This is a genomic window from Streptomyces sp. NBC_01214, from assembly GCF_026340975.1.
Classification (GTDB): Bacteria; Actinomycetota; Actinomycetes; order Streptomycetales; family Streptomycetaceae; genus Streptomyces.
Genome location: NZ_JAPEOS010000002.1, coordinates 788966 through 815062 on the forward strand (window position 1 = coordinate 788966; position 26097 = coordinate 815062).

A 26097-nucleotide genomic window follows, 5' to 3' on the forward strand; every position below is an offset into this window, starting at 1 on the left:
TGGGGGGTTTCCCGGCCTCGCATGCGGAGTCGGGCCGGCGGCCGCCGGCCCGGGCCCTGCCGAGGGAGCCCGGGCCCGGCCGTCAGCCCTGTCGGCGGCCGATCTTGTTCCCCAGCCACACCAGCGGGTCGTACTTGCGGTCCACCGCCCGCTCCTTCAGCGGGATCAGCGCATTGTCGGTGATCTTGATGCCCTCCGGGCAGACCTCCGTACAGCACTTGGTGATGTTGCAGTAGCCGAGCCCGTGCTCCTCCTGCGCGGTGCGCTTGCGGTCCAGGCCCACCTCCTGCGCCGCGTCCAGCGGGTGCATGTCCAGCTCCGCCACCCGCATCAGGAAGCGCGGACCGGCGAAGGCGCCCTTGTTCTCCTCGTGGTCACGCACCACGTGACAGGTGTCCTGGCACAGGAAGCACTCGATGCACTTGCGGAACTCCTGTGAGCGCTCCACGTCGATCTGCTGCATCCGGTACGCGCCCGGGGCCACCCCCTCCGGCGGCACGAAGGCCGGGACCTCCCGCGCCTTGGCGTAGTTGAAGGACACGTCCGTGACCAGGTCCCGGACGACCGGGAAGGCGCGCAGCGGGGTGACGGTGATCGTCTCGGACCGCTCGAAGGTCGACATGCGCGTCATGCACATCAGCCGCGGCCGGCCGTTGACCTCCGCACTGCACGAGCCGCACTTGCCCGCCTTGCAGTTCCAGCGCACCGCCAGGTCCGAGGCCTGGGTGGCCTGGAGCCGGTGGACGATGTCCAGGACCACCTCCCCGTCGTGCACCTCGACGGTGAAGTCGCGCAGCTCCCCGCCCTCCGCGTCGCCCCGCCAGATCCGGAAGCTCGCGTCGTACGTACTCATTCGTACAGCTCCTCTTCGGCGAGGTACTTGACCAGCTCTTCCTTCTCGAAGAGCGCGAGCAGGTCGGGGCGGATGGGCTCGGTGCGCTCGCGGACCAGGGCGATCCGGTCGGCCGCCGGATCCGCCGGCACCGGGTCGACCGGCCGGCACAGCAGGTTCACCGGGCGCCAGCTGCGCTCCATCGACGGGCAGTCCTCGCGGGTGTGCCCGCCCCGGCTCTCGGTGCGCTCCAGGGCCGCGCGGGCCACGCACTCGCTGACCAGCAGCATGTTCCTCAGGTCCAGGGCGAGGTGCCAGCCGGGGTTGAACTGCCGGTGCCCCTCGACACCGGCCCGGGAGGCCCGTGCGCGCAGGGTCGCGAGCTTCTCCAGCGCCTCGGCCATCTCGCCCGCGCGCCGGATGATGCCGACGAGGTCGTTCATCGTCGTCTGCAGTTCCTGGTGGAGCGTGTACGGGTTCTCCGCGCCCTCGGCGGCGTGGAAGGGGGCCAGCGCCTCCGTCGCCGCCGCGTCGATCTCCGACTGGGCGACCGCCGGGCGTCCGGCGGCGGCCGCGGCGTACTGCGCCGCGTGCAGCCCGGCCCGCCGTCCGAAGACCAGCAGGTCGGAGAGGGAGTTGCCGCCGAGCCGGTTCGAGCCGTGCATCCCGCCCGCGACCTCACCCGCCGCGAACAGCCCCGGCACCCCGACGGTGGCGGCGGACTCCGAGTCGACCGCGATCCCGCCCATCACGTAGTGGCAGGTCGGACCCACCTCCATCGGCTCCGCCGTGATGTCCACGTCCGCCAGCTCCTTGAACTGGTGGTACATCGACGGGAGCCGCCGCTTGATCCGTTCGGCCGGCATCCGGGTGGACACGTCGAGGAAGACCCCGCCGTGCGGGGAGCCGCGGCCCGCCTTCACCTCGGAGTTGATCGCCCGTGCCACCTCGTCGCGCGGCAGCAGTTCGGGCGGGCGCCGGTTGTGGTCCGGGTCCTCGTACCAGCGGTCGCCCTCCGCCTCCGACTCGGCGTACTTCTCCTTGAAGACGTCGGGGACGTAGTCGAACATGAACCGCTTGCCCTCGGAGTTGCGCAGCACCCCGCCGTCACCGCGCACGGATTCGGTCACGAGGATGCCCTTGACCGACGGCGGCCAGACCATGCCGGTCGGGTGGAACTGCACGAACTCCATGTTGAGCAGGGGCGCGCCCGCGAGCAGGGCCAGCGCGTGGCCGTCGCCCGTGTACTCCCAGGAGTTGGAGGTGGTCTTGAAGGACTTGCCGATCCCGCCCGTGGCGAGGACGACCGCCGGGGCCTCCAGCACGAAGAAGCGGCCGGACTCGCGCTCGTAGCAGAAGGTCCCCGAAACCCTCGGCCCGTCCTTCAGGACCCTGGTGACCGTGCATTCCTGGAAGACCTTGAGGCGGGCCTCGTAGTCCCCGTACTCCTTGAAGTCCTCCTGCTGGAGCTGGACGATCTTCTGCTGGAGCGTGCGGATCAGCTCCAGGCCGGTGCGGTCGCCGACGTGCGCGAGGCGCGGGTACTCGTGCCCGCCGAAGTTGCGCTGGGAGATCTTCCCGTCGGGCGTCCGGTCGAAGAGCGCCCCCCAGGTCTCCAGTTCCCAGACCCGGTCGGGCGCCTCCTTCGCGTGGAGTTCCGCCATCCGCCACTGGTTGAGGAACTTGCCCCCGCGCATGGTGTCGCGGAAGTGCACCTGCCAGTTGTCGCCCTCGTTGACGTTGCCCATGGAGGCGGCGATCCCGCCCTCCGCCATCACCGTATGGGCCTTGCCGAAGAGGGACTTGCAGATCACGGCCGTACGGACGCCGCGCTCGCGGGCCTCGATCGCGGCCCGCAGCCCGGCGCCCCCGGCGCCGACCACGACCACGTCCCACTGCTGCCGTTCCACTTGAGCCATCTCAGAAGATCCTCGGGTCGGTGAAGGCGCCGCTGGCCAGCAGGTACACGTAGAAGTCGCACAGGGCCACGCTGATCAGCGAGGCCCACGCCAGTTGCATGTGGCGGGCGTTGAGCCGGCTGATCCAGCCCCAGAGCCGGTAGCGCACCGGGTGCTTCGAGAAGTGCTTGAGCCGGCCGCCCATGATGTGGCGGCAGGAGTGGCAGGACAGGGTGTAGGCCCAGATCAGCGTGATGTTGACCAGGAACAGCAGGGTCCCGAGGCCCATGTGGCCCCAGTCGTAGTGCTCGTCGCGGAAGGTCAGCACCGTGTCGTACGTGAGGATGCCCGCGACGGGGACCGCCGCGTAGAAGAAGTACCGGTGCGCGTTCTGGAGGATCAGCGGGAAACGGGTCTCGCCGGTGTACCTCGCGTGCGGTTCGGCGACGGCGCAGGCGGGCGGCGAGGCCCAGAAGCCCCGGTAGTAGGCCTTGCGGTAGTAGTAGCAGGTCAGCCGGAAGCCGAGCGGGAAGATCAGGATCAGCAGGGCGGGGGAGAGGCCCCACCAGCTGCCGAAGACCTCCCAGTTGGGCCCGCCCTTCATCGGGACGCAGTTCTCCGCGAGACACGGGGAGTAGAAGGGGGAGACGTACGGGGCCGCGTAGTAGTCGGCGTTCGCGAAGGCCCGCCAGGTCGAGTAGACGATGAAGGCGAACAGCCCGGCCGCGGTGCCGGCGGGGGCCAGCCACCACCGGTCGGTCCGCAGGTGCCGGGCCGCGATCGCGGCCCGTGAGGCGTCGTGGACGCCGCCGGGCCGCTGCTGGGGTCGTTCCGTGCCTGTGGCCAAAGAAGACTCCGGGAGGAGTGATGAGGGGTGCCCCGGGCGGCCCGGCCGCGGACGGCCGGACCGGACGGGGCGCGGGTGGATGCGGGTCCGTGACGGGCTGCCTCAGGGGGCGCGGCGGTCGCGGGCGCCCAGGCCCTCGTCGTCGGAGTCCGTCCACAGGGAGCTGTCGTAGGGGGTGTCCGGGACCGTCACCATCCGGGACGGGTCCGGACCGGCCGCCGTCGTCGACGGCTTCTGCCGGGCGGCCTGCTGTTCCAGCCGCTCGACCTTGCGCGTCAGCTCGTCCAGGTTGCGCCGTACGGCACTCAGATCGTCTTGCAGGGACATGATTTGCCCTCACTTCCGCCAGGTGCGGTGGCAACGCTCATGTGCGCCTGCGAGTGTCGCGCTTCCCGTCCCCCGTTGTGAAGGGACGTGCAGCGATTGCGGGCGCGCAGGCGCGAACCGTGCGCCCCTCCCTGCCCCCCATTCTCATCCCTCTCCCGGGGGAACGCCTCCTGCGGCGCAAGCGGGATTGGTCCGCACGGGTGGGGTTCGCGGCGTGGCGAGAGGCGGCTGCGAGGGGTGCGGCGGACCGTCCATTTCAGTGGGTTCCGGCAACCGGTGTGATCAGCTCCATATACCGCCGAACGTGATCATGCTTCCCCCACGCCCCGCCCCGGAGGTACCACCCATGTCCCAGAGAAGGCGCAGGTCCTTGGCGCTCCTGACCTCGGGAGTCCTCGCACTGCCGCTGCTCACGGGCTGCGGCGCGGGTGACGACGAGGGCGGTCAGGCCGCCGCGGAACAGGACATCGCCACGACCACCCGCGACAAGGTCGTGGACGGGGGCGTCCTGCGCTGGGCGGTCGACGCGCTCCCGGACACCCTCAACACCTTCCAGGCCGACGCGGACGCCACCACCAACAGGATCGCCGGCGCGGTGTTGCCGCAGCTCTTCGTGCTGGACGCCAAGGGGCGGCCGGTGGTCAACCCGGACTACCTGGAGAAGGCCGAGGTCCTCGAGCGGGAGCCGAAGCAGGTCGTCCAGTACAAGCTGAACCAGAAGGCGGTGTGGAGCGACGGGCGCGAGATCGGCGCCGCCGACTTCGTGGCGCAGTGGCGGGCCCTGAACGGCAAGGACTCGGCGTACTGGACGGCGCGCAACGCCGGCTACGACCGGATCGAGAAGATCGAGAAGGGCAAGACCGACCTGGAGGTCAGGGTCACCTTCAACAAGCCGTACGCCGACTGGCGCTCCCTGTTCACCCCGCTCTACCCCAAGCAGGTCACCGGCACCCCGGAGGCCTTCAACGAGGGCGCCCGCGGCGCCCTGAAGATCACCGCCGGACCCTTCGGGCTGGGCACGATCGACAAGAAGGCCGGGACCGCCGCCCTGACCCGCAACGCGCGCTGGTGGGGCCGTCAGGCCAAGCTGGACGCGTTGGTCCTGACGGCGGTCCCGCGGGCCGAGCGCCCGGCGGCGCTGGCCGCCGGGAAGCTCGATCTGGCGGAGATCGACCGGGCCGGGGCCGACCGGATCGCACTGGCCCGCCGGGACGCGGCCGCCAAGAAGGGCCCGGGCGCGGGCGGCGCCCCGGCCCACGGCCCGGGGGCCGCGCTGACGCCGGCGCAGGCCACGCTGTCCTGGGCGACCGCCTTCGGGGCGGACGAGGAGAAGGCGGCGGCGGAGACGGAGAGCCGCCAGAAGCACCTCGCCTCGGTCAAGCAGTACGCGGCCGAGCAGACGGCGCTGAAGGCCTTCACCGTGCGGAAGTCCCTGGAGCCGGCCTACACCCAGCTCGCCATGAACGGGGCCTCCGGCCCGCTGGCGGACGAGCGGGTGCGCCGGGCGGTGGCCCGGGCCCTGGACCGCCAGGCGCTGGCGAAGGTCGTGCTGGGGCCGCTCGGGCTGCCCGCGAAGCCGGTCGGCAGCCACCTGGCCCTGGCCGGGCAGCGGGCGTACGCCGACAACAGCGACGCGCTCGGCGGCCTGGACCCCCGCGCGGCCCAGGCCCTGTTCGCCGACGCGGGCTGGCGCAAGGGCGGCAAGATCACCGAGCCCGCGGGCGCCAAGGCCGGCCCGGAGAGCGCGCCGCAGGACGACTCGAAGACCCCGTCGGGCCCGGGCACCGGAAACGACGGGCTCTACATCGTGGGCCAGGACGACGGGGAGGGCGGCGAGCCGCGGTCGGCGACCGCCGACCGCCCGAAGGCCGACACCGTCCCGGCGCAGGCCCCGGAGCCGTCCCCGGTGCTCGCCCCCGCCCCCTTCGGGGCCCAGCAGCGGGCGTCCCTGCTCGCCCAGGCGGCCCGGGTCGCCCGCGCCGCCCGGGCGGAGGACGCCGAGGACGCCGAGGACGACGGCAAGGGGGCCCCGGCCCGCGACGGCGAGGAGGCGGACCCCGACAAGGCCTCCCCGGCCCCGGCCCCCGCCAAGCAGCCCGTCCGCACCTCCGGCAACATGCTCGCCAAGGACGGCAAGGCGCTCAGCCTGCGCTTCGTCCTCCCGGCGGGCCCCGGCTCGGAGTCCCTGCGCACGGTCGGCGAGCGGATCGCCGGGATGCTCCGCAAGGTCGGCGTGAACACCGAGACGATCAAGGTGGCCGACGCCAGCTTCTTCAAGGACCACATCGCCTCCGGCCAGTACGACCTGGCCCTGTACTCCTGGCCCGCCACGGCCTACCCGGCCACCGACGCCCGGCCCATCTTCGCCAAGCCGGAGCCGGCCGCGGACGGCTCGCTCCTCGTCGAACAGAACTACACGCGGGTCGGCACCGACCACATCGACCAGCTCTTCGACCAGGCGGTCGGCGAACTGGACGAGGAGCAGTCCCGTGAGCTGATGCGCAAGGCCGACGCCCGGATCTGGGCCGCGGCCGGCTCCATCCCCCTCTTCCAGCGCCCGGAGCTGGTGGCGGTCAAGCCGGGCCTCGCCAACGCCGGCGCCTTCGGCCTCGGCGCCCCCCGCTACCAGGACATCGGCTGGAAGAAGGCGCTGACCGCGAAGGGCAAGAAGAAGTAGCGGGGGCGAAGAAGTGGTGACAAAGCGGTGCCTGTCTGGTTGACCGCAGGGTCACAAGCTCAGATGTGACTCAAGTCCCTTGCCCGCCGGATCCCCCGGCGGGCAAGGTCGTGCGTACCCGTTGACCCGTGTGCTCACCAGCAGGAACGGCGGTCGAGGCACCCCACGCAGCACTCGGCCGCACTCATACATCCGGCCTCTTGACAGACCCCCCGGCAGGCGGTTCCCGCCACGCGACGTACCATGGGGTAAGGCCGTGGCAGGTTTTCGCCCGGCCGAGGCGCGCGTGCCGGACCGTACGCGTCGCCATCCACGATCCCGGGAGAAGCGCCGAAGTGCCCACGCGCCACGACATCCGTAACGTCGCCATCGTCGCCCACGTCGACCATGGCAAGACGACCATCGTCGATGCCATGCTCAAGCAGGCCGGTGCCTTCGCCGCCCACCAGCACCTCGACGACCGCATGATGGACTCGAACGACCTGGAGCGTGAGAAGGGCATCACGATCCTCGCCAAGAACACGGCGGTGAAGTATCACCCCAAGGACGGCGGGGCCCCGATCACGATCAACATCATCGACACCCCCGGCCACGCCGACTTCGGTGGTGAGGTCGAGCGCGGTCTGTCGATGGTGGACGCCGTCGTCCTGCTGGTGGACGCCTCCGAGGGTCCGCTGCCCCAGACCCGCTTCGTCCTGCGCAAGGCCCTGCAGGCGAACATGCCGGTCATCCTCTGCATCAACAAGACGGACCGCCCGGACTCCCGGATCGACGAGGTCGTCAACGACACCTACGACCTGTTCCTGGACCTGGACGCCACCGAGGAGCAGATCGAGTTCCCGATCGTCTACGCCTGCGGCCGTGACGGCATCGCCTCGCTGACCAAGCCGGAGGACGGCACCGTCCCCGCGGACAGCGACAGCCTGGAGCCGTTCTTCTCCACCATCCTGGAGCACGTCCCCGCCCCGGTGTACGACGACGAGGCCCCGCTGCAGGCCCACGTCACCAACCTGGACGCCGACAACTTCCTCGGCCGCATCGCGCTGCTCCGCGTCGAGCAGGGCGAGCTGCGCAAGGGTCAGACCGTCACCTGGATCAAGCGCGACGGCACCCAGTCGAACGTCCGCATCACCGAGCTGATGATGACCGAGGCGCTCACCCGCAAGCCGGCCGAGGTGGCGGGCCCGGGTGACATCTGCGCGGTCGCCGGTATCCCCGACATCATGATCGGTGAGACCCTGGCCGACCCGGAGAACCCGATCGCGCTCCCGCTGATCTCGGTCGACGAGCCGGCGATCTCCATGACCATCGGTACGAACACCTCCCCGATGGTCGGCCGCGGCGGCAGCGGCAAGGGCGCGGACGCCAAGTCCGCGGTCAAGGACCGCAAGGTCACCGCGCGCCAGGTCAAGGACCGTCTGGACCGCGAGCTGATCGGTAACGTCTCGCTCCGCGTCCTCGACACCGAGCGCCCGGACGCCTGGGAGGTCCAGGGCCGCGGTGAGCTCGCGCTCGCCATCCTGGTCGAGCAGATGCGCCGCGAGGGCTTCGAGCTGACCATCGGCAAGCCGCAGGTCGTCACGCAGGAGATCGACGGCAAGGTGCACGAGCCGGTCGAGCGCATGACCGTCGACGTCCCCGAGGAGCACATGGGTGCGGTCACGCAGCTCATGGGCGTCCGCAAGGGCCGCATGGACAACATGTCGAACCACGGTTCCGGCTGGGTCCGCATGGAGTTCGTCGTCCCGTCGCGCGGTCTCATCGGTTTCCGTACGGAGTTCCTGACGAACACCCGCGGTACCGGTATCGCCCACTCGATCCACGAGGGCCACGAGCCGTGGTTCGGCCCGCTGGTGACCCGTAACAACGGCTCCCTGGTCGCCGACCGCGCCGGCTCCGTGACGCCGTTCGCGATGATCAACCTGCAGGAGCGCGGCGTCCTGTTCACCGAGCCCGGCACCGAGGTGTACGAGGGCATGATCGTCGGTGAGAACTCGCGCTCCGACGACATGGACGTGAACATCACCAAGGAGAAGAAGCTCACCAACATGCGTGCGGCTTCCGCGGACAACACCGAGAACGTGGTGCCGCCGCGCAAGCTCTCCCTGGAGCAGTCCCTGGAGTTCTGCCGCGACGACGAGTGCGTCGAGGTGACCCCGGAGGCCGTCCGCATCCGCAAGGTCGTCCTGGACCAGAAGGACCGCTCGCGCACCGCGTCGCGCGCCAAGTCCGCCAAGTAGCAACAGCCGTACGGCCGTTCGCCCGCGTTTGCTCGGGCCGCGGCCACGACCGGCGTAGCCGGCCGTAGGGCCCTGGTCGTGCAACAGCCCCTCCCTTCACGGAGTCCGTGAAGGGAGGGGCTGTTCGCTTTTGTCAATCGGATTTTTGCGTTCAGGTGTCCGCATACCGACCGTGACACTCCGGAAGATGAGCTAACCGTCCGTTTCGCACGTGTCTGTCTCCTATCCGTTTGTCCGGATTTCGGGTTTCTGACGCGGATCGATGTTGTGAAAACGAGACCACTTAAGTGTGGTTTACGGCCTGACCGTCCCTGAGGATGGCTCCATTGAGCTCGGGTCAATGGGTCACGCGATGTGGGGATCGCGCCGACTCACGAGCACACTATGGGCACGGAAATGCTCGCCGTCAGGGGTGTCGGCGAGGTTTTTTTGCCCCTCAAGTCGATCAGTGGACTCATGAGGAGGAAACCCATGCGCGGTGCCAAGAGCGCCAAGTGGGTCGTGGGCGCGGTTGTCGTCGCCCTGGCCGCTACCGCCTGTGGCGGCGGTGACGGTGACAAGGACAAGGGCAGCGCCAACGGTGGCGTGTTCCGTCTCGGTAGCACCGAGCCGGACACCATCGACCCGGGGCGTGCCCACGAGTCCACCGGCGTCCTGCTGGCCAACGCCCTGTTCACCGGCCTGTACGGCAACACGCCGGACGGCCTGGCCGAGCCCGCGCTCGCCGAGTCGGCGACGTCGGACGACAGCTGCACGTCCTGGACCTTCAAGATCAAGCCGGACACCAAGTTCTCCAACGGCGAGGCCGTCGACGCCGAGTCGTTCGCCCGTGGTTGGGCCCGTGCCGCGCACAAGGCCGCCGCGTCCGACGTGGCGTACCACTTCGCCGGCATCAAGGGTTACGCCGAGCTGCAGGACGGCTCCGCCAAGACCTTCTCCGGTGTCACCACCCCGGACCCGACCACCATCAAGGTGGACCTCTCCAAGGCGGACTGCGAGTTCGTCCTGAAGACGGCGCACAACGCCTACAGCCCGGTCCCGAAGGTCGCCAAGGTCGGCGAAGAGGACAAGGCGTTCGGCGAGGCCCCCATCGGCAACGGTCCGTTCAAGATGGACGGCACGTGGGAGCACAACAAGGCGATCAACCTCGTCCGCAACGACACCTACGGGCTCGAGAAGGCGTCCCTGGGCAAGGTCCAGGTCACCCTCCTCAACGACAAGACCGCGCACCAGCTCGAGTACGACGGCTTCCAGGCCGGCACCTTCGACTACGCGCACATCCCGGTGCCGATGCTCAAGACGGCCGAGGCGAAGTACAAGGCGCAGAACAAGTGGTTCGCCAAGGACACCAGCGGCATGAACTTCGTTCTGCCGATCGGTGACAACGGTCCGACGAACAACAAGGACGCCCGTCTGGCGATCTCCTACGCGATCGACCGTCAGGCCATCGTCAAGGGTGTCTACCAGGGCTTCCAGACCGCGTCGACCAGCATCGTGCCGCCGTCGTTCCCGAAGGCGTACCAGAAGGACCTGTGCACCTCCTGCATCAAGCAGGACGTCGCCAAGGCCAAGGAGCACGCCGAGAAGGGCGGCCTGAAGCCGGGTACCGAGATCAAGTTCAGCTTCAACACCGGTGCGGGCCACGAAGAGTGGGTCCAGGCCATCGCGAAGCAGCTCGAGGACGTTCTCGGCCTCAAGGTCAAGCTGGACGGCAAGGACTTCCCCGGCATGCTCAAGGAGCAGCAGAGCTCCGCGGGTTCGGGCCTCTACCGCTTCGCGTGGGGCGCCGACTACCCGACGCCGGAGAACTTCCTGTTCCCGCTGCTGCACTCGACCTCGATGTCCAAGGACGCCGAGGGCAACGTGACCGGTGACAACCGCGCCCGTTACAACAACCCCGAGTTCGACAAGCTGATCGACACGGCCCGCGCCACCAAGGACGAGGCCGCGCGACTGGCGATGTACAAGCAGGCCGAGAAGATGGCCATGGAGGACATGGCCCTCATCCCGACCTTCAACCGTTCCCAGTTCCGCCTGATGGCGACCGACAAGTTCAACGGTCTGGACGACATCAACTTCAACGAGGACCCGATCCTCGAGAAGATCTCGCTCAAGAAGTAATCGGTTCGGACGGTATATCCGTCAGGAGCGAACGTGCCGCGGCCCCCCGGTGACCGGTGGGCCGCGGCCTCGCTCCGCAGGCCGTTCTTACTTCGGCACCCCTCACATCCGCGGGCAATCCCCGCAGGCCGAGAGCCGACCCGTTCCTTGGGTCGGAGGCCGCTGCTCCCAGAAGCGGCCAGGTAGAGAGGCAAAACATGGGAAGGTACGTCGCCCGTCGCCTCGGGCAGATGGTCATAGTCCTCATCGGCGCGACCATGGTTCTGTTCGCGTGTCTGTTCGTTCTCCCCGGTGATCCCGTGGGTTCGATCGCGGGCAGCGACAAGGCACGCGACCCTGCAGTGGTCGCGGAACTGAAGGCGCGTTACGGGCTCGACAAGTCGCTGCCCGAGCAGTACGTGAACTACGTCGCGAAGGTTGCCACCGGCGACCTCGGCGAGGACTTCGTGCAGCGCCGCGAGGTGTCCGAAATCCTCGGTCCCAAGCTGCAGAACACCGCGAAGCTGGCCCTGCTGGCCATCGCTCTCGTCACGGTGTTCGGTATGGGCGTGGGCATCATCGCCGCCCTCTACAGATACAGCATCTTGGACATGGCCACGACATTCTTTACGACCATGGCCGTCGGCTTCCCGACCTTCGTGATCGGCATGCTCCTCACGAAGTACTTCGCGGTGGAACTCCAGTGGTTCCCGCAGCTGAGTGGCGACAAGGCCATCGGCATGGTCCTTCCCGCGATCACCCTGGCGATCACCGACATCGCCTTCGTCGCCCGCCTCACCCGCGGCACGATGCTCGAGGTGCTGCGCGCGGACTACGTGAAGACGGCCGTGGCCAAGGGACTTCCGCGCCGCCGTGTGCTGTTCAAGCACGTGCTCCGCAACTCGTCCATCCCCGTGGTCACCTACCTGGGCATCTCGTTCGGCGGACTCCTCGGTGGTGCGCTCATCACTGAGGCGATCTTCAACTGGGACGGTGTCGGTCTGGCACTGGTTCAGGCGATTCAGCAGCAGAACAACCCGATCGTGATCGGCGTCGTGACGTACAGCGTCGCCATCTTCGTCGTCCTCAGCCTCATCGTGGACCTGCTGTACGCGGCCCTCGACCCGCGTATCCGCCTCAGCTGACCGCCCCCAAGGAGGATTTCCTCATGTCTGAGCTCGCAACGAGCCCGGCGATCGGGGACGAGAACCCCGTGTCGTCCGTTTCGGCCACCGCCGAACCCGCACCCAAGCAACTGAGCCAGTGGGGCGAGATCCGTCACCGCTTCGTCCAGAACAAGCTGGCCGTCGTCGGTCTGGTGATCATCACCCTGCTCTTCCTGACGGCGGCGTTCGGCGAGATGTTCGCCCCGTTCGACCCCAGTGCGCAGGACCTGGAGAACACCCTCGCCTCGCCCAACGGCACGCACTGGATGGGTACCGACGCCCTGGGCCGCGACATGTTCTCGCGCCTCATAGCCGGTACCCGCGTCGCCATGTTCGTCGGCCTCGCCTCGATCTTCTTCGCGGTGCTGATCGGTGTCGCCCTCGGCGCCATCGCCGGTTACTTCGCCGGCTTCGCCGACACCCTGGTCATGCGCATCGCGGACGTCTTCCTCGCGTTCCCGCTGATGATCGGCGCGATCGTGATCATCCTGGTCACCGGCCGCGGTATCACCCCGGTGATCATCTCGCTGGCGATCTTCTCCTGGGCCACCGTGTCCAGGCTCCTGCGCAGCTCGATCCTGTCGGTGCGCGAGATGGACTACGTCCACGCGGCCAAGGCGCTCGGCGCCAGCGGCTGGCGGATCGTCCGCACCCACATCCTGCCCAACTCGCTGACCGCCGTGCTGGTCTACGCGACGTTCAACGTGGGCACCACGATCGTCGGCGTTGCGGCGCTCTCCTTCCTCGGCGCCGGTGTCCCGGTCGACGTGCCGGAGTGGGGCAACATGCTGGCGGCCGGTCAGGCGTTCATCGGCGTCAGTGACTACCTCTGGGTGTTCCCCAGCCTGTTCGTCGTCGTCACCGTGCTCGGCTTCGCCTTCGTCGGCGACGGCCTGCGTGACGCACTCGACCCGAAGCTCCGGTAGGGCCGCTCGATGCCCCGAGACAACATCAGCAAGCAGGACGAAGGTGGCGGCGTGACCACGTCGGAGATTCTCAGCGTTGCGGAGACGGGCGGCGGATCCGCCGTGCCGCTGCTGGAGGTGGACAACCTCCAGGTCGAGTTCAAGACCCGTGACGGGGTCGCCAAGGCCGTCAACGGCGTGAGCTACAGCGTGAGCGCCGGCGAGACCCTCGCCGTGCTCGGCGAGTCCGGCTCCGGCAAGTCCGTCACCGCACAGGCGATCATGGGCATTCTCGACAGCCCGCCCGGACGGATCGCCGGCGGCGAGGTGCGCTTCCACGGCAAGGACATCCTCAAGATGTCCGACGAGGAGCGCCGCAAGCTCCGCGGCAACAAGATGGCGATGATCTTCCAGGACGCGCTGTCCTCCCTGAACCCGGTCTACTCGGTGGGCGACCAGCTCGGCGAGATGTTCCGGGTCCACCGCGGCATGTCCAAGAAGGACTCGAAGGTCAAGGCCATCGAGCTCATGGACCGCGTGAAGATCCCCGCCGCCAAGGCGCGCGTGGGCGACTACCCGCACCAGTTCTCGGGCGGCATGCGCCAGCGCATCATGATCGCCATGGCGCTGGCCCTGGAGCCCGACCTGATCATCGCCGACGAGCCGACCACGGCCCTCGACGTGACGGTCCAGGCACAGGTCATGGACCTGCTCGCGGAACTCCAGCGCGAAATGAACATGGGCCTGATCCTGATCACCCACGACCTCGGCGTCGTCGCCGACGTCGCGGACAAGATCGCGGTCATGTACGCGGGCCGGATCGTCGAGACCGCCCCGGTCCACGAGATCTACAAGCGCCCGTCCCACCCGTACACCCGCGGCCTGCTGGACTCGATCCCGCGCCTGGACCAGAAGGGCCAGGAGCTCTACGCGATCAAGGGTCTGCCGCCCAACCTGCTCCGCATCCCGACGGGTTGCGCCTTCAGTCCCCGCTGCCCCAAGGCGCAGGACATCTGCCGCACCGAGATCCCGGTGCTGCACCCGGTCACCGAGCAGGACGGCACCGAACTGCCCGGCCGCGGCAGCGCGTGCCACTTCTGGAAGGACCAGATCCATGGCTGAGCTCACCAAGAACGCCACCGAGCGCGAGCCGATCCTCCAGGTCCGTAACCTGGTCAAGCACTTCCCGCTGACCCAGGGAATCCTGTTCAAGAAGCAGGTCGGCGCGGTCAAGGCGGTCGACGGGGTCTCCTTCGACCTCTACCAGGGCGAGACCCTCGGCATCGTCGGCGAGTCCGGCTGTGGCAAGTCCACGGTCGCCAAGCTCCTGATGAACCTGGAGCGGGCGACCGCCGGCGAGGTCTTCTACAAGGGCCAGGACATCAGCAAGCTGTCCGGCCGGGCCCTGAAGGCCGTGCGCCGCAACATCCAGATGGTCTTCCAGGACCCGTACACGTCGCTGAACCCGCGCATGACGGTCGGCGACATCATCGGGGAGCCCTACGAGATCCACCCCGAGGTGGCTCCGAAGGGCGACCGGCGCCGCAAGGTCCAGGAGCTCCTGGACGTCGTGGGCCTGAACCCGGAGTACATCAACCGGTACCCGCACCAGTTCTCCGGCGGCCAGCGCCAGCGCATCGGCATCGCCCGCGGCCTCGCCCTGCAGCCGGAGATCATCATCTGCGACGAGCCGGTCTCCGCGCTCGACGTGTCGGTGCAGGCCCAGGTCATCAACCTGATGGAGAAGCTGCAGGACGAGTTCAACCTCTCCTACCTCTTCATCGCGCACGACCTCTCGATCGTCCGGCACATCTCGGACCGCGTGGGCGTCATGTACCTGGGCAAGATGGCGGAGATCGGCTCCGACGCCGAGATCTACGAGCACCCGACCCACCCGTACACCCAGGCGCTGCTCTCCGCCGTCCCGGTCCCGGACCCGGACGCGCGCGAGGGCCGTGAGCGGATCATCCTCACCGGTGACGTCCCGTCCCCGGCCAACCCGCCGTCGGGCTGCCGCTTCCGCACCCGCTGCTGGAAGGCCCAGGACAAGTGCTCCACCGAGGAGCCGCTGCTGGCGATCCCGGAGCGCTTCAAGGGCGTGAACACCCTGGCCGCGCACGAGTCCGCGTGCCACTTCGCCGAGGAGAAGGCCATCCTGGCCGTCTGACCGACGCGTTGTCCGCGAACGGCTGGTCTCCGGTGCCCCACGGCGCCGGGGACCAGCCGTTTTCGTTGCCGGTCCGGGCGCTCGGGAATCCGGTTGCGCACCCGGGAGCCGGGACGGAGAGCGACGGCACGAGCCTCACCGTACGGCCCGCCGGGCCCGGGGACGCGTCCGACGTCTGCGCCCTCCTCAATGCCGTCGACCTGATCGAGATCGGCCGCCCGGAGACCGATCTGGGCGCCGTCGAGTCCGACCTCAACGCCCCCGACGTGGACCTGTCCACCGATTCCTGGCTCGCCTTCCAGGACGGCAGGCTCGTCGCCCACGCCCTCGTCTGGGCGGACTCCGGCCCGGGCCGCGTCGACGCGGACCACTACGTGCTGCCCGGCCACCACGAGGCGGCCGTCCTGCTGCTCGAGCGCATGGAGGCCCGGGTCCGGGAGCTGACCGGCGGTCAGGGCGTCCTGAGGCTCCAGCTCAACGTGAAGCCCACCCTCGACCTCTCCCTCCTCACGGGCGCGGCTACCGCACCGTCCGCCGCTACCACGTCATGACCCGCCCCCTGTCCCCGACCGCCGACCCCGCTGGCCGGACTCACCCTGCGGCACTGCGGCGGCGACGAGGCCGACCGCCACCGGGCCCACGCCCTGATCGAGCGGACCTTCGCCGTCTACGCGGAGCGCGGCCGCGACTCCGTGGGCCTCGGCGTGGACACCCACAACGAAACGGGCGCGCTCGCGCTGTACGAGGCGCACGGCATGGGTCTGCCCTACGCGGTCGACTCGTGGGAGCTCCCCTTGCACCCCCAGGGGTGACAGGGGCGTGACGCGCGGGTGCAATCGGTCCAACCAGGAGTGTGCAGGGCCCCACATAGGGTGACATAGGCCCCTAAGCGAGTCTCGGGACCCCTAGGAGGCACTCCATGCGCGGAGCCACCCACGCCCAGTGGGCCGCTGGTGCGGTGGCCGTCGCCCTCGTGGCGACGGCCTGCGGCGGCGGCAGCGACAGCGGCGGAGGCGGCGAGGCGGGAATCGTCAGCTCCTCCTGGGGCGACCCGCAGAACCCGCTGGAGCCCGCCAACACCAACGAGGTGCAGGGCGGCAAGGTGCTCGACATGCTCTTCCGGGGCCTCAAGCGCTATGACCCGAAGACGGGCGAGGCCCTCGACATGGTCGCCGAGAAGATCGAGACGACGGACAGTCAGAACTTCACCATCACGCTGAAGGACGGCTGGAAGTTCAGCAACGACGAGCCGGTCACCGCGCAGTCCTTCGTCGACGCCTGGAACTACGGCGCGGACGTGCGCAACAAGCAGAACAACTCGCCGTTCTTCTCCGACATCGTCGGTTACGCGGACGTCCACCCCGCCTCCGGCGAGCCCAAGGCCAAGACGATGTCGGGACTGGTCGTCAAGGACGACAAGACCTTCACGGTCGCCCTGAAGAACAAGTTCTCCACCTGGCCCGAGACCCTCGGTTACCAGGCCTTCTCCCCGCTGCCCAAGGCCTTCTTCACCGACCACGCCGGCTGGCTGGACAAGCCGATCGGCAACGGCCCGTACACGGTGGACTCGTACACCAAGGGCACCGGCATGAAGCTGCGCGCGTGGGACACCTACCCCGGTCCGGACAAGGCGCAGAACGGCGGTGTGGACCTGAAGGTCTACACCGACAACAACACCGCCTACACCGACCTGATCTCCGGCAACCTCGACCTCGTCGACGACGTGCCCGCGCAGCAGCTGAAGAACGTCAAGAACGACCTGGGGGACCGGTACATCAACCAGCCGGCCCTCATCATCCAGACGCTCACCTTCCCGCTGTACGACCCGCAGTGGAGCAAGGAGGGCATGGAGAACGTCCGCCGCGGGATCTCGATGGCCATCAACCGCGACGAGATCACCAAGCAGATCTTCCGGGAGACCCGCACCCCGGCCAAGGACTGGACCTCCCCGGCCCTCGGCGAGAAGGGCGGCTTCTCCTCCACCGTCTGCGGCGACGCCTGCGTCTACGACCCGGTCGCGGCCAAGAAGCTCATCACCGACGCCGGCGGGCTCCCCGGCGGCAAGGTCACGCTGACCTCCAACGTGGACACCGGCTCGCACCGCGACTGGATGGACGCCGTCTGCAACAGCATCAACAACGCGCTGGGCGAGGGTCCGGTCTGCACGGTCAACCCGATCGGCACTTTCGCCGACTTCCGCAACCAGCAGAGCAGCTTCAAGCTGACCGGCCCCTTCCGCTCCGGCTGGCAGGCCGACTACCCCCTGATCCAGAACTTCCTCCAGCCCCTCTACTACACCGGGGCCTCCTCCAACTACGGGAAGTTCAGCAACGCGGACTTCGACAAGCTCGTCGACGAGGCCAACCAGGAGAGCGACCAGGCCAAGGCCGTCACGAAGTTCCAGGACTCCGAGAAGATCCTCGCCGCGCAGATGCCGGCCATCCCGCTCTGGTACCAGAACGGCAGCGCGGGCTACGCCGAGCGGCTCTCGGACGTGGCGCTCAACCAGTTCAGCGTCCCGGTGTACGACCAGATCAAGGTCAGCTGACCCGCGTTTCGGATCGATCCTGGAGCAGTCCATGGGACGTTATGTGATCCGGCGGCTGCTCCAGATGATCCCGGTGTTCATCGGCAGCACGTTCCTGATCTTCTTCATGGTGTACGCGCTCGGTGACCCGGTCGCGGCCCTCTTCGGCGACAAGGCGCCCGACCCCGCCACCGCCGCGCGCATCCGCAAGGACCTCTACCTCGACCAGCCCCTGTGGAAGCAGTACCTGCACTACATGGGCCAGATCTTCCAGGGCGACTTCGGCACGGCCTTCAACGGACAGCCGGTCACCGAGCTGATGGCCTCGGCCTTCCCCGTCACCCTGCGCCTGACCCTGGTCGCGATCTTCTTCGAGGTCGTCATCGGCATCACCCTCGGCGTGATCAGCGGCCTGCGCCGCGGCAAGTCCGTCGACACCACCGTGCTGGTGCTCACCCTCGTCGTCATCTCCGTACCGACGTTCGTGACGGGCTATCTGCTCCAGTACCTCTTCGGCGTCAAATGGGGCTGGGTGCGACCCACCGTCTCCCCGGACGCTCCCCTCAACGAGCTGATCCTGCCCGGCATCGTGCTCGCGCTGGTCTCCCTCGCCTACGTCACCCGACTCTCGCGCACCTCCATCGCCGAGAACGTCAAGGCCGACTACGTGCGCACCGCCGTCGCCAAGGGCCTGCCGCGCCGCCGGGTCGTCACCCGCCACCTGCTGCGCAACTCGCTCATCCCCGTCGTCACCTTCATCGGCACCGACATCGGCGCCCTGATGGGCGGCGCCATCGTCACCGAGCGGATCTTCAACATCCACGGCGTCGGCTACCAGCTCTACCAGGGGATCCTGCGCAACAACTCCCCGACGGTGGTCGGCTTCGTGACCATCCTCGTCATCGTCTTCCTCCTGGCGAACCTGCTCGTCGACCTGCTCTACGCGGTCCTGGACCCGAGGATCCGTTATGCCTGACCCCGAGCGTCCAGAAGGGCCCGGCGGCTACGATCCCGTCGGCCCCCGCCCGCACGAGGCGGTCTCCCCGACGGGTCAGGGAGGCCCCATGGATCTCGCCCTGGAAGAGGCCGAAAGCGTCGAGGGCATCGAGAAGGACGGCCCGCCGGGCGGGACCGGGCCCGGCGAGAAGCCCCGCTCCCTGTGGTCGGACGCCTGGCACCAGCTGCGCCGCAACCCCGTCTTCATCATCTCCTCGCTGATGATCCTCTTCCTCGTGATCATCTCGATCTGGCCGCAGCTCATCGCGAGCGGCGACCCGCTCCAGTGCGACCTGTCCAAATCGCAGCAGGGCTCCTCCCCGGGCCACCCCTTCGGCTACGACACCCAGGGCTGCGACGTGTACACCCGTACCGTCTACGGGGCCCGCGCCTCCATCACCGTGGGCGTCTGCGCCACCCTCGGCGCCGCCTTCCTCGGCTCGCTGCTCGGCGGGCTCGCCGGGTTCTTCGGCGGCTGGGGCGACGCGCTGCTCTCCCGGGTCGCCGACATCTTCTTCGGCATCCCCGTCGTCCTCGGCGGCCTGGTCTTCCTGTCCGTGGTCACCAGCACCACCGTCTGGCCGGTGGTCGGCTTCATCGTGCTCCTCGGCTGGCCGCAGATCGCCCGCATCGGCCGCGGCTCCGTCATCACCGCCAAACAGAACGACTACGTCCAGGCCGCCCGGGCCCTCGGCGCCGGCAACGGCCGGATGATGCTCCGCCACGTGGCGCCCAACGCCATCGCCCCCGTCATCGTCGTCGCCACCATCGCGCTCGGCACCTACATCGCCCTGGAAGCCACCCTGTCCTTCCTCGGCGTCGGCCTGCGTCCGCCCACCGTCTCCTGGGGCATCGACATCTCCAACGCGGCCTCGCAGATCCGCAACGCCCCGCACATGCTGCTCTGGCCGGCCGGCGCGCTGAGCCTGACCGTGCTCGCCTTCATCATGCTCGGCGACGCGGTGCGCGACGCCCTCGACCCCAAGCTGCGCTGAGGAGCCCCGCACATGCTGCTCGAAGTCCGCGACCTGCACGTGGAATTCAAGACGCGCGACGGAGTCGCCAAGGCCGTCAACGGCGTCAACTACTCGGTGGCCGAGGGCGAGACGCTGGCCGTGCTCGGCGAGTCGGGCTCCGGCAAGTCGGTCACCGCCCAGGCCGTGATGGGCATCCTCGACATGCCGCCGGGCCGGATCGCGGGCGGCGAGATCCTCTTCAAGGGCAAGGACCTCCTGACGATGAAGGAGGAGGAGCGGAGGAAGATCCGGGGCGCCGAGATGGCGATGATCTTCCAGGACGCCCTCTCCTCCCTGAACCCGGTCCTGAGCGTGGGCGCGCAACTCGGCGAGATGTACGAGGTGCACCGCGGGATGTCCCGCAAGGACGCCAAGGGCAAGGCCGTCGAGCTGATGGAACGGGTCAAGATCCCGGCGGCGAAGGAGCGGGTGGGGGACTACCCGCACCAGTTCTCGGGCGGCATGCGCCAGCGCATCATGATCGCGATGGCGCTGGCCCTGGAGCCCTCGCTGATCATCGCGGACGAGCCGACGACGGCCCTGGACGTCACCGTCCAGGCCCAGGTGATGGACCTGTTGGCCGAGCTCCAGCGCGAGCTGAACATGGGCCTCATCCTGATCACCCACGACCTGGGGGTGGTCGCGGACGTGGCCGACAAGATCGCGGTCATGTACGCGGGCCGGATCGTCGAGGCGGCTCCGGTCCACGAGATCTACAAGGCGCCCGCGCACCCGTACACGCGCGGCCTGCTGGACTCCATCCCGCGCCTGGACCAGAAGGGCCAGGAGCTGTACGCCATCAAGGGCCTGCCGCCGAACCTGGTGGCCATCCCGCCCGGCTGCGCCTTCAACCCGCGCTGCCCGATGGCGCAGGCGGTGTGCCGCACCGAGGTCCCGCCGCTGTACCGGGTGACCGAGTCCCCGGTGGAGCGCACCAGCGCCTGCCACTTCTGGAAGGAATGCCTCCATGGCTGAGTCCCTGCTGGAAGTGAAGGACCTGGTCAAGCACTACCCGCTGACCCGGGGCGTCCTCTTCCGCAAGCAGGTCGGCGCGGTCAAAGCGGTCGACGGGGTCTCCTTCGACCTGCGCGCCGGCGAGACGCTCGGCATCGTGGGCGAGTCCGGGTGCGGGAAGTCCACCGTGGCCAAGATGCTGGTCCATCTGGAGCGGCCGACGGCGGGCGCGATCTCGTACAAGGGCGAGGACATCACCACACTGTCGGGGCGCGCCCTGAAGGCCGTGCGCCGCAACATCCAGATGGTCTTCCAGGACCCGTACACGTCGCTGAACCCGCGCATGACGGTCGGCGACATCATCGGGGAGCCCTACGAGATCCACCCCGAGGTGGCGCCCAAGGGCTCGCGCCGGCAGCGCGTCCAGGAGCTCCTGGACGTCGTCGGCCTGAACCCGGAGTACATCAACCGGTACCCGCACCAGTTCTCCGGCGGCCAACGCCAGCGCATCGGCATCGCCCGCGGCCTCGCCCTGCAACCGGAGATCATCGTCGCCGACGAGCCCGTCTCCGCGCTGGACGTCTCCGTCCAGGCCCAGGTCATCAACCTGCTGGACCGGCTGCAGAGCGACTTCGACCTGTCCTACGTCTTCATCGCGCACGACCTCTCGATCGTCCGGCACATCTCCGACCGGGTCGGCGTCATGTACCTGGGCCGGATCGTCGAGATCGGCACCGACAGCCAGATCTACGACCACCCGACGCACCCGTACACCCAGGCGCTGCTCTCCGCCGTCCCGGTCCCGGACCCGCAGGCCCGCGCCCGCCGCGAGCGGATCATCCTCACGGGCGACGTCCCGTCCCCGGCCAACCCGCCCTCCGGCTGCCCCTTCCGCACCCGGTGCTGGAAGGCCGAGCCGCGCTGCACGGCGGAGGTCCCGCTGCTCGCGATCCCGCAGGTCTTCCCCTCGGGCCCGGCGGCACATCCGTCGGCCTGCCACTTCGCGGCGGAGAAACAGGTGGTCCCGCCGTCGGACCAGCCGCCCCCGTCAGCGCCGCCACCTCCTCCGTCGTCCCCGCCGCCGACGGATCCACTGACGAAGGAGTAGGCGCTGACCGATCATTTCCGGCCACCCCTGTGCGTCAGGTGGGGAAACGGTAGATGCTCCGACAACTTCGTTTACGTGGGGGCAACTTGACCGTTTCTGCCCCGAGATCTGGGGCATGCAACCTGGATGTCGTGCGGCCGTGCGGGTGCCGACAGCCGGCCGGGGAGGCGTACGGCCTCGCCGGCCGGCCTCCCCGTGACCCCACTCATGCGCGGCATGCGCCCCTCGTGCTGCCGGATTTCGATCGATGCGCTGGTACGGATAGTTATGATCCGTAGCGCACGGTGGGTATGAGTCCTGCCGAGCACGAATGCGCGTACCGATGTCCGCTCGACGTGGAGGTGAAACGCCGTGGCACTCTCGATCTCCGCCGTGGTGCTGCTGGCGATCATCGTCTTCCTGCTGGTCCGAAGGGCGGGCCTGAAGGCGGGACATGCGGTGGTCTGCGTACTGCTCGGCTTCTACCTGGCGAGTTCCACCATCGCCCCGACCCTCAGCCAGCTCACCTCGAACGTGGCGAGCATGATCAGTGGCCTCAAGTTCTAGGCCCCGCCTCGTAGGCTAGGCCCCATGAACGGTCTTCCCGCCCGTCGTCTGCTCTTCGTGCACGCGCACCCCGACGACGAGTCGATCAACAACGGCGTCACCATGGCCAAGTACGCGGCCGAGGGCGCCCACGTCGCGTTGGTGACCTGCACCCTGGGCGAGGAGGGTGAGGTCATCCCGCCCGGGCTCGCCCACCTGGCGGCCGACCGCGACGACGCCCTCGGCGAGCACCGCATCGGCGAGCTCGCCGCGGCCATGGCGGAACTGGGCGTCCACGACCACCGGTTCCTCGGCGGCCCCGGCCGCTTCCGGGACTCCGGGATGATGGGCGCCCCGCAGAACCACCGCCCGGAGGCCTTCTGGGCCGCCGACGTGGACGGGGCCGCCGCGTACCTCGTGGAGGTCATCCGGGAGCTGCGGCCGCAGGTGCTCGTCACCTACGACCCGGACGGCGGATACGGGCACCCCGACCACATCCAGGCCCACCGGGTCGCCATGCGCGCCGCCGAACTGGCCGCGGAGACCGCGTACCGGCGCGACCTCGGCGCGCCCCACGCGGTCGGGAAGATCTACTGGAACCGCGTCCCGCGCTCGGTGGTCGAGGAGGGCTTCGCCCGGCTGCGCGCGGCCGGGGGCGAGATGCCCTTCCCCGCGGTGGGCTCGCCCGCAGACGTGCCGGGGGTCGTCGCCGACGAGCGGATCACCACCGAGATCGACGCCAAGGACGCCTTCGTGGCGGCGAAGGCGGCCGCCATGCGGGCCCACGCCACCCAGATCGCCGTGGACGGGCATTTCTTCGCCCTCTCCAACGACCTGGCACAGCCGCTGTTCACCCGCGAGTACTACGAACTCGTCGAAGGCCGGCCGGGCGCCCCGGCGGGCGAGCGCGAACACGACCTCTTCGCGGGGGTGGAGGCATGAGCGGCACGGTCACGGCCGGCCGGATCGCCGGCTGCCTGGGCATGCTCGTCGCGGGCGCGCTGACCGGCGCGGCCGGCTGGCTGGTGGTCGGCCTCTGGTTCCCCGGCGGTCTGCTGCTCGCCCTGCTGGCCGTCTTCGGACTGTTCCTCGGGGGCCGGATCGCCCTCGGGACCGGCTTCGGGGTGGGCGGCGCCGCGGTCGGCTGGTTCCTCTCGTACATGATGCTCAGCGTTCCGCGCCCCGAGGGTGACTTCCTCCTCGATTCGTCTGGAATCGGCGTGTACGTCTACCTTTTGGGTGGAACCGTTCTCGCTGTGATGTGTGCCACGATGCGCGGTCCGCTGGATCGGCCGGTTTCGGCCGCCCGGCCTGCCAAGTGACGTGGTGTCGGACCTCGTAGGGAGGTTCGCCGCGGGGCGCGCGCAGGTGCTTCCCGGGCACTTCAGAGGGGTTTGACGGGCCCTGTCAGGAACCCCTGATTCCCGCCCGTCAGTTGCGTGCGGGCGGCGGCCAGTATGGTGGACGGGCCGCCGAGCTGCCCGCGCACGGTATGACGGGCGGCGGAGCCAACCGGGAGAACCTGCCTTGAGTCGTGAAACCGACAGTTCGTCCTCCGGGCCCAAGGGGCACGGTGGAGCCGCTTACCCCTCGGGTACACCGCCGTACGGAACCGGCCAGTACCCGTCCACGGACGCTGCGGCGACCGCTCCGGAGGAGAACGCTGTGACCTCGAAGCCGTCCACGCCCGATGCTGACGGGCCCAAGACCGAGACGACCCTGACGACCCGGATCCGGATCAACATCCCGGGTTCGCGGCCGATCCCGCCGGTGGTCGTGCGCAAGGCGATGGGCAACGGCTCCGGCTCGGCCGGCGCCAGTGAGCAGACCGGGCCCGAGGCGACGCCCGGGCAGGCCTCCCCGCCGCCGCTCGCGCAGCGGCGCGGGCCGCAGCCCACCCGCATCGAGGCCGCCCCGGAGCCGGCCGGCGCCCCGGCGCCCGCGCCCGCCCCGGCGGCCGAAGCCGAGGAGCCGGCCAGCAACTGGTTCGCCCCCCGCAAGCCGGCCGCCCCGGCCCCGGCATCCGCACCGGCCCCCGCAGCGGCCCAGATGCCGCCGGCCGCGGCCGCCCCGCCGCTCGCGCAGCGGCCGTTGCCCACCCGGACGCCGTCCCCGACGCCGACTCCGACGCCCACTCCGCCGGTCGTCCCGGGCGGGGGCTTCCCCCCGCCGCAGCGCACCCAGGCCCCGCCGGTGCCCGGCCCGGACGCCGCCTTCGCACCGCCGCGCACCCCGCCGCCGCCCGTGACGGACTACGGCCAGGGCTTCGACCGGGCCTCCGCGCCCGCCCCCGCCGCCCCGATGCCCGGCGGTCCGGGCGTCGGGACGACCCAGGGCTTCCCCGCGTACGGGGGCGACCAGGGTGACACCGGCCCCGTCACCGAGGCGTTCCCGGCCTACGGCGGCGGCCCCGCCGGACCCACCGGCGGCCCCGGCTTCGGCAGCGGACCCGTCGGCGGCCCCGTCGGCGGCCCGGCCGGCGCGGCCGCCTTCGACGAGGCCCCGCAGTGGCCCGGACCCGACCTGGACGGCCCGCTGCCGACCCCGGTACCGACCCCCGCGCCGGCCGCCCCCCGCCCCGCGGCCGCGCAGCCCAAGGCCACCGACAAGCCCGCCAAGAAGGGCCGCTCCAAGCTGGTCCTGCTCGGCGGCGGTGTCATCGCCCTCATCGGCCTGGCCTACGGCGGCGGGCTGCTCCTGAACCACTCCGACGTCCCCAAGGGCACCACCGTCCTCGACGTCGACATCAGCGGCAGCCGTGACGAGGCCGTCTCCAAGCTCCAGACCGCCTTCGGCACCCGCGCCGCCGCCCCGATCCAGCTCAGCGTCGGCGGCAAGACGGTCGAGCTGAAGCCCGAGAAGGCCGGCCTGACGCTGGACGCCCAGACCACCGTCCGCAACGCGGCCGGCAGCGACTACAACCCGATCACGGTCATCGGCTCGCTCCTCGGCAACGAGCGGGTCGCCGACCCCGTGATGCCGATCGACGAGGAGAAGCTCCAGGTCGCGCTGCAGGAACTCGCGGGCACCTCCGGCACGGCCACCGAGGGCACGATCAAGTTCGACACCGGCAAGGCCGTCGCCGTCCCCGGCACCCCCGGCACCACCCTCGACGTGGACGCCTCCGTCCAGCTGGTGGCCAAGGCTTTCAAGGACCAGGTCGCCACCGGCAAGGCGGCCGTGGCCGAACTGCCGACCACCACCAAGGCGCCGGCCATCGGCCAGGCCGAGCTGGACCGGGCCATGAAGGAGTTCGCCGAGCCCGCGATGTCCGCGAACGCCACCGTCAAGGTCGGCGCCAAGTCCATCGCCTTCGGCGCCAGGTCCCTGCCCAAGATCCTCAGCATGCAGCCCGTCGACGGCCGCCTGACCGAGAGGTTCGACCTGGAGGCGCTCAAGGCGACCTACGGGAACACCTTCGACGGGATCCTGATCACCCGCGGCAACGGCGAGAAGACGGCCGTCACCCCGCAGGACGTCGCCGGCGCCCTCGGCAAGGCCCTGCGCGGCAAGACCACGGCCGAACGCACCGTGGTCGTCGACACCAACCCGAGCTAGCCCGTTCCGGACCGGCCGACCGGTGCCCCCGCCCGTACCCCGGGCGGGGGCACCGTCACGTCCGCCGCATGACATCCGTCATCCGGCACGCACGACGCCCGACACTGCCGCGCGGGACCCCGTACGGGCGAACCCCTCCCCATGACGACGACGACCGCGACACGCACCGCGAAGCCCGCCACCGACCAGGTGGTCAGCTTCGAGAACGTGACCAAGAGCTACGGCACGGTCCGGGCGGTCGACGGCCCCTCCCT

20 protein-coding genes and 1 pseudogene are annotated in these 26097 nt (G+C 69.6%); 17 read left to right on the forward strand and 4 right to left on the reverse strand.

Annotated elements, in window-relative coordinates:
- Positions 1–82: 82 nt before the first annotated feature.
- From OG594_RS28580 to OG594_RS28595, 4 genes are all read right to left on the reverse strand, one after another.
- Positions 83–853: a succinate dehydrogenase/fumarate reductase iron-sulfur subunit gene (locus OG594_RS28580; protein WP_266604547.1), complete on the reverse strand. Its 771-nt coding sequence runs from the start codon at positions 851–853 to the stop codon at positions 83–85.
- A complete protein-coding gene (locus OG594_RS28585; protein ID WP_266604549.1) occupies positions 850–2751 on the reverse strand; it encodes a fumarate reductase/succinate dehydrogenase flavoprotein subunit in 1902 nt (633 codons plus the stop codon). Before OG594_RS28585 ends, OG594_RS28580 begins: the two co-directional genes overlap by 4 nt.
- A gap of 1 nt (position 2752) precedes the next feature.
- Positions 2753–3577, reverse strand: coding sequence for a hypothetical protein (locus OG594_RS28590; protein ID WP_266604551.1), 825 nt, complete (start codon positions 3575–3577; stop codon positions 2753–2755).
- A gap of 102 nt (positions 3578–3679) precedes the next feature.
- Complete coding sequence (locus tag OG594_RS28595) at positions 3680–3904, reverse strand: hypothetical protein (RefSeq protein ID WP_030385851.1); 225 nt, start codon at positions 3902–3904, stop codon at positions 3680–3682.
- A 346-nt stretch (positions 3905–4250) separates the two neighbouring features.
- On the opposite strand from OG594_RS28595, the gene OG594_RS28600 reads away from it, so the two are divergent.
- From OG594_RS28600 to OG594_RS28680, 17 genes and pseudogenes are all read left to right on the forward strand, one after another.
- Complete coding sequence (locus tag OG594_RS28600) at positions 4251–6581, forward strand: ABC transporter substrate-binding protein (RefSeq protein ID WP_266604554.1); 2331 nt, start codon at positions 4251–4253, stop codon at positions 6579–6581.
- Between the two features lie 335 nt (positions 6582–6916).
- Positions 6917–8821 (forward strand): translational GTPase TypA, encoded by a 1905-nt coding sequence (gene typA, locus OG594_RS28605; protein ID WP_266604556.1) that lies wholly within the window; start codon positions 6917–6919, stop codon positions 8819–8821.
- 471 nt (positions 8822–9292) lie between these two features.
- Positions 9293–10942, forward strand: coding sequence for an ABC transporter substrate-binding protein (locus tag OG594_RS28610; RefSeq protein WP_266604558.1), 1650 nt, complete (start codon positions 9293–9295; stop codon positions 10940–10942).
- 197 nt (positions 10943–11139) lie between these two features.
- Positions 11140–12066 carry an ABC transporter permease gene (locus tag OG594_RS28615; protein ID WP_266604560.1) on the forward strand — a complete coding sequence of 309 codons (927 nt, stop codon included), beginning with the start codon at positions 11140–11142 and terminating at the stop codon, positions 12064–12066.
- 23 nt (positions 12067–12089) lie between these two features.
- The gene (locus OG594_RS28620; RefSeq protein WP_266604562.1) at positions 12090–13013 is read left to right on the forward strand and encodes an ABC transporter permease; all 924 of its coding nucleotides are present in this window, start codon (positions 12090–12092) and stop codon (positions 13011–13013) included.
- A 9-nt stretch (positions 13014–13022) separates the two neighbouring features.
- A complete protein-coding gene (locus OG594_RS28625) occupies positions 13023–14114 on the forward strand; it encodes an ABC transporter ATP-binding protein (RefSeq protein ID WP_266604564.1) in 1092 nt (363 codons plus the stop codon).
- A complete protein-coding gene (locus tag OG594_RS28630) occupies positions 14107–15159 on the forward strand; it encodes an ABC transporter ATP-binding protein (RefSeq protein WP_266604566.1) in 1053 nt (350 codons plus the stop codon). The genes OG594_RS28625 and OG594_RS28630 overlap by 8 nt, the downstream gene beginning before the upstream one ends.
- 65 nt (positions 15160–15224) lie before the next feature.
- Positions 15225–15971, forward strand: a pseudogene (locus OG594_RS28635) (hypothetical protein).
- Positions 15972–16078: 107 nt separating this feature from the next.
- Positions 16079–17707, forward strand: coding sequence for an ABC transporter substrate-binding protein (locus OG594_RS28640; RefSeq protein ID WP_266604568.1), 1629 nt, complete (start codon positions 16079–16081; stop codon positions 17705–17707).
- 31 nt (positions 17708–17738) lie between these two features.
- A complete protein-coding gene (locus OG594_RS28645; RefSeq protein WP_266604570.1) occupies positions 17739–18662 on the forward strand; it encodes an ABC transporter permease in 924 nt (307 codons plus the stop codon).
- A gap of 88 nt (positions 18663–18750) precedes the next feature.
- Positions 18751–19677: an ABC transporter permease gene (locus tag OG594_RS28650; RefSeq protein ID WP_266604572.1), complete on the forward strand. Its 927-nt coding sequence runs from the start codon at positions 18751–18753 to the stop codon at positions 19675–19677.
- Positions 19678–19689: 12 nt separating this feature from the next.
- Positions 19690–20673 (forward strand): ABC transporter ATP-binding protein, encoded by a 984-nt coding sequence (locus OG594_RS28655; RefSeq protein ID WP_266604574.1) that lies wholly within the window; start codon positions 19690–19692, stop codon positions 20671–20673.
- A complete protein-coding gene (locus OG594_RS28660; protein ID WP_266604576.1) occupies positions 20666–21760 on the forward strand; it encodes an ABC transporter ATP-binding protein in 1095 nt (364 codons plus the stop codon). Before OG594_RS28655 ends, OG594_RS28660 begins: the two co-directional genes overlap by 8 nt.
- A gap of 351 nt (positions 21761–22111) precedes the next feature.
- Positions 22112–22306: a hypothetical protein gene (locus OG594_RS28665; RefSeq protein WP_030012369.1), complete on the forward strand. Its 195-nt coding sequence runs from the start codon at positions 22112–22114 to the stop codon at positions 22304–22306.
- Between the two features lie 24 nt (positions 22307–22330).
- A complete protein-coding gene (gene mshB, locus OG594_RS28670) occupies positions 22331–23227 on the forward strand; it encodes an N-acetyl-1-D-myo-inositol-2-amino-2-deoxy-alpha-D-glucopyranoside deacetylase (RefSeq protein WP_266604579.1) in 897 nt (298 codons plus the stop codon).
- A complete protein-coding gene (locus OG594_RS28675; RefSeq protein ID WP_266604581.1) occupies positions 23224–23607 on the forward strand; it encodes a DUF6113 family protein in 384 nt (127 codons plus the stop codon). The genes mshB and OG594_RS28675 overlap by 4 nt, the downstream gene beginning before the upstream one ends.
- Before the next feature lie 343 nt (positions 23608–23950).
- Positions 23951–25843: a peptidoglycan binding domain-containing protein gene (locus tag OG594_RS28680; RefSeq protein WP_323185339.1), complete on the forward strand. Its 1893-nt coding sequence runs from the start codon at positions 23951–23953 to the stop codon at positions 25841–25843.
- Positions 25844–26097 lie beyond the last annotated feature (254 nt).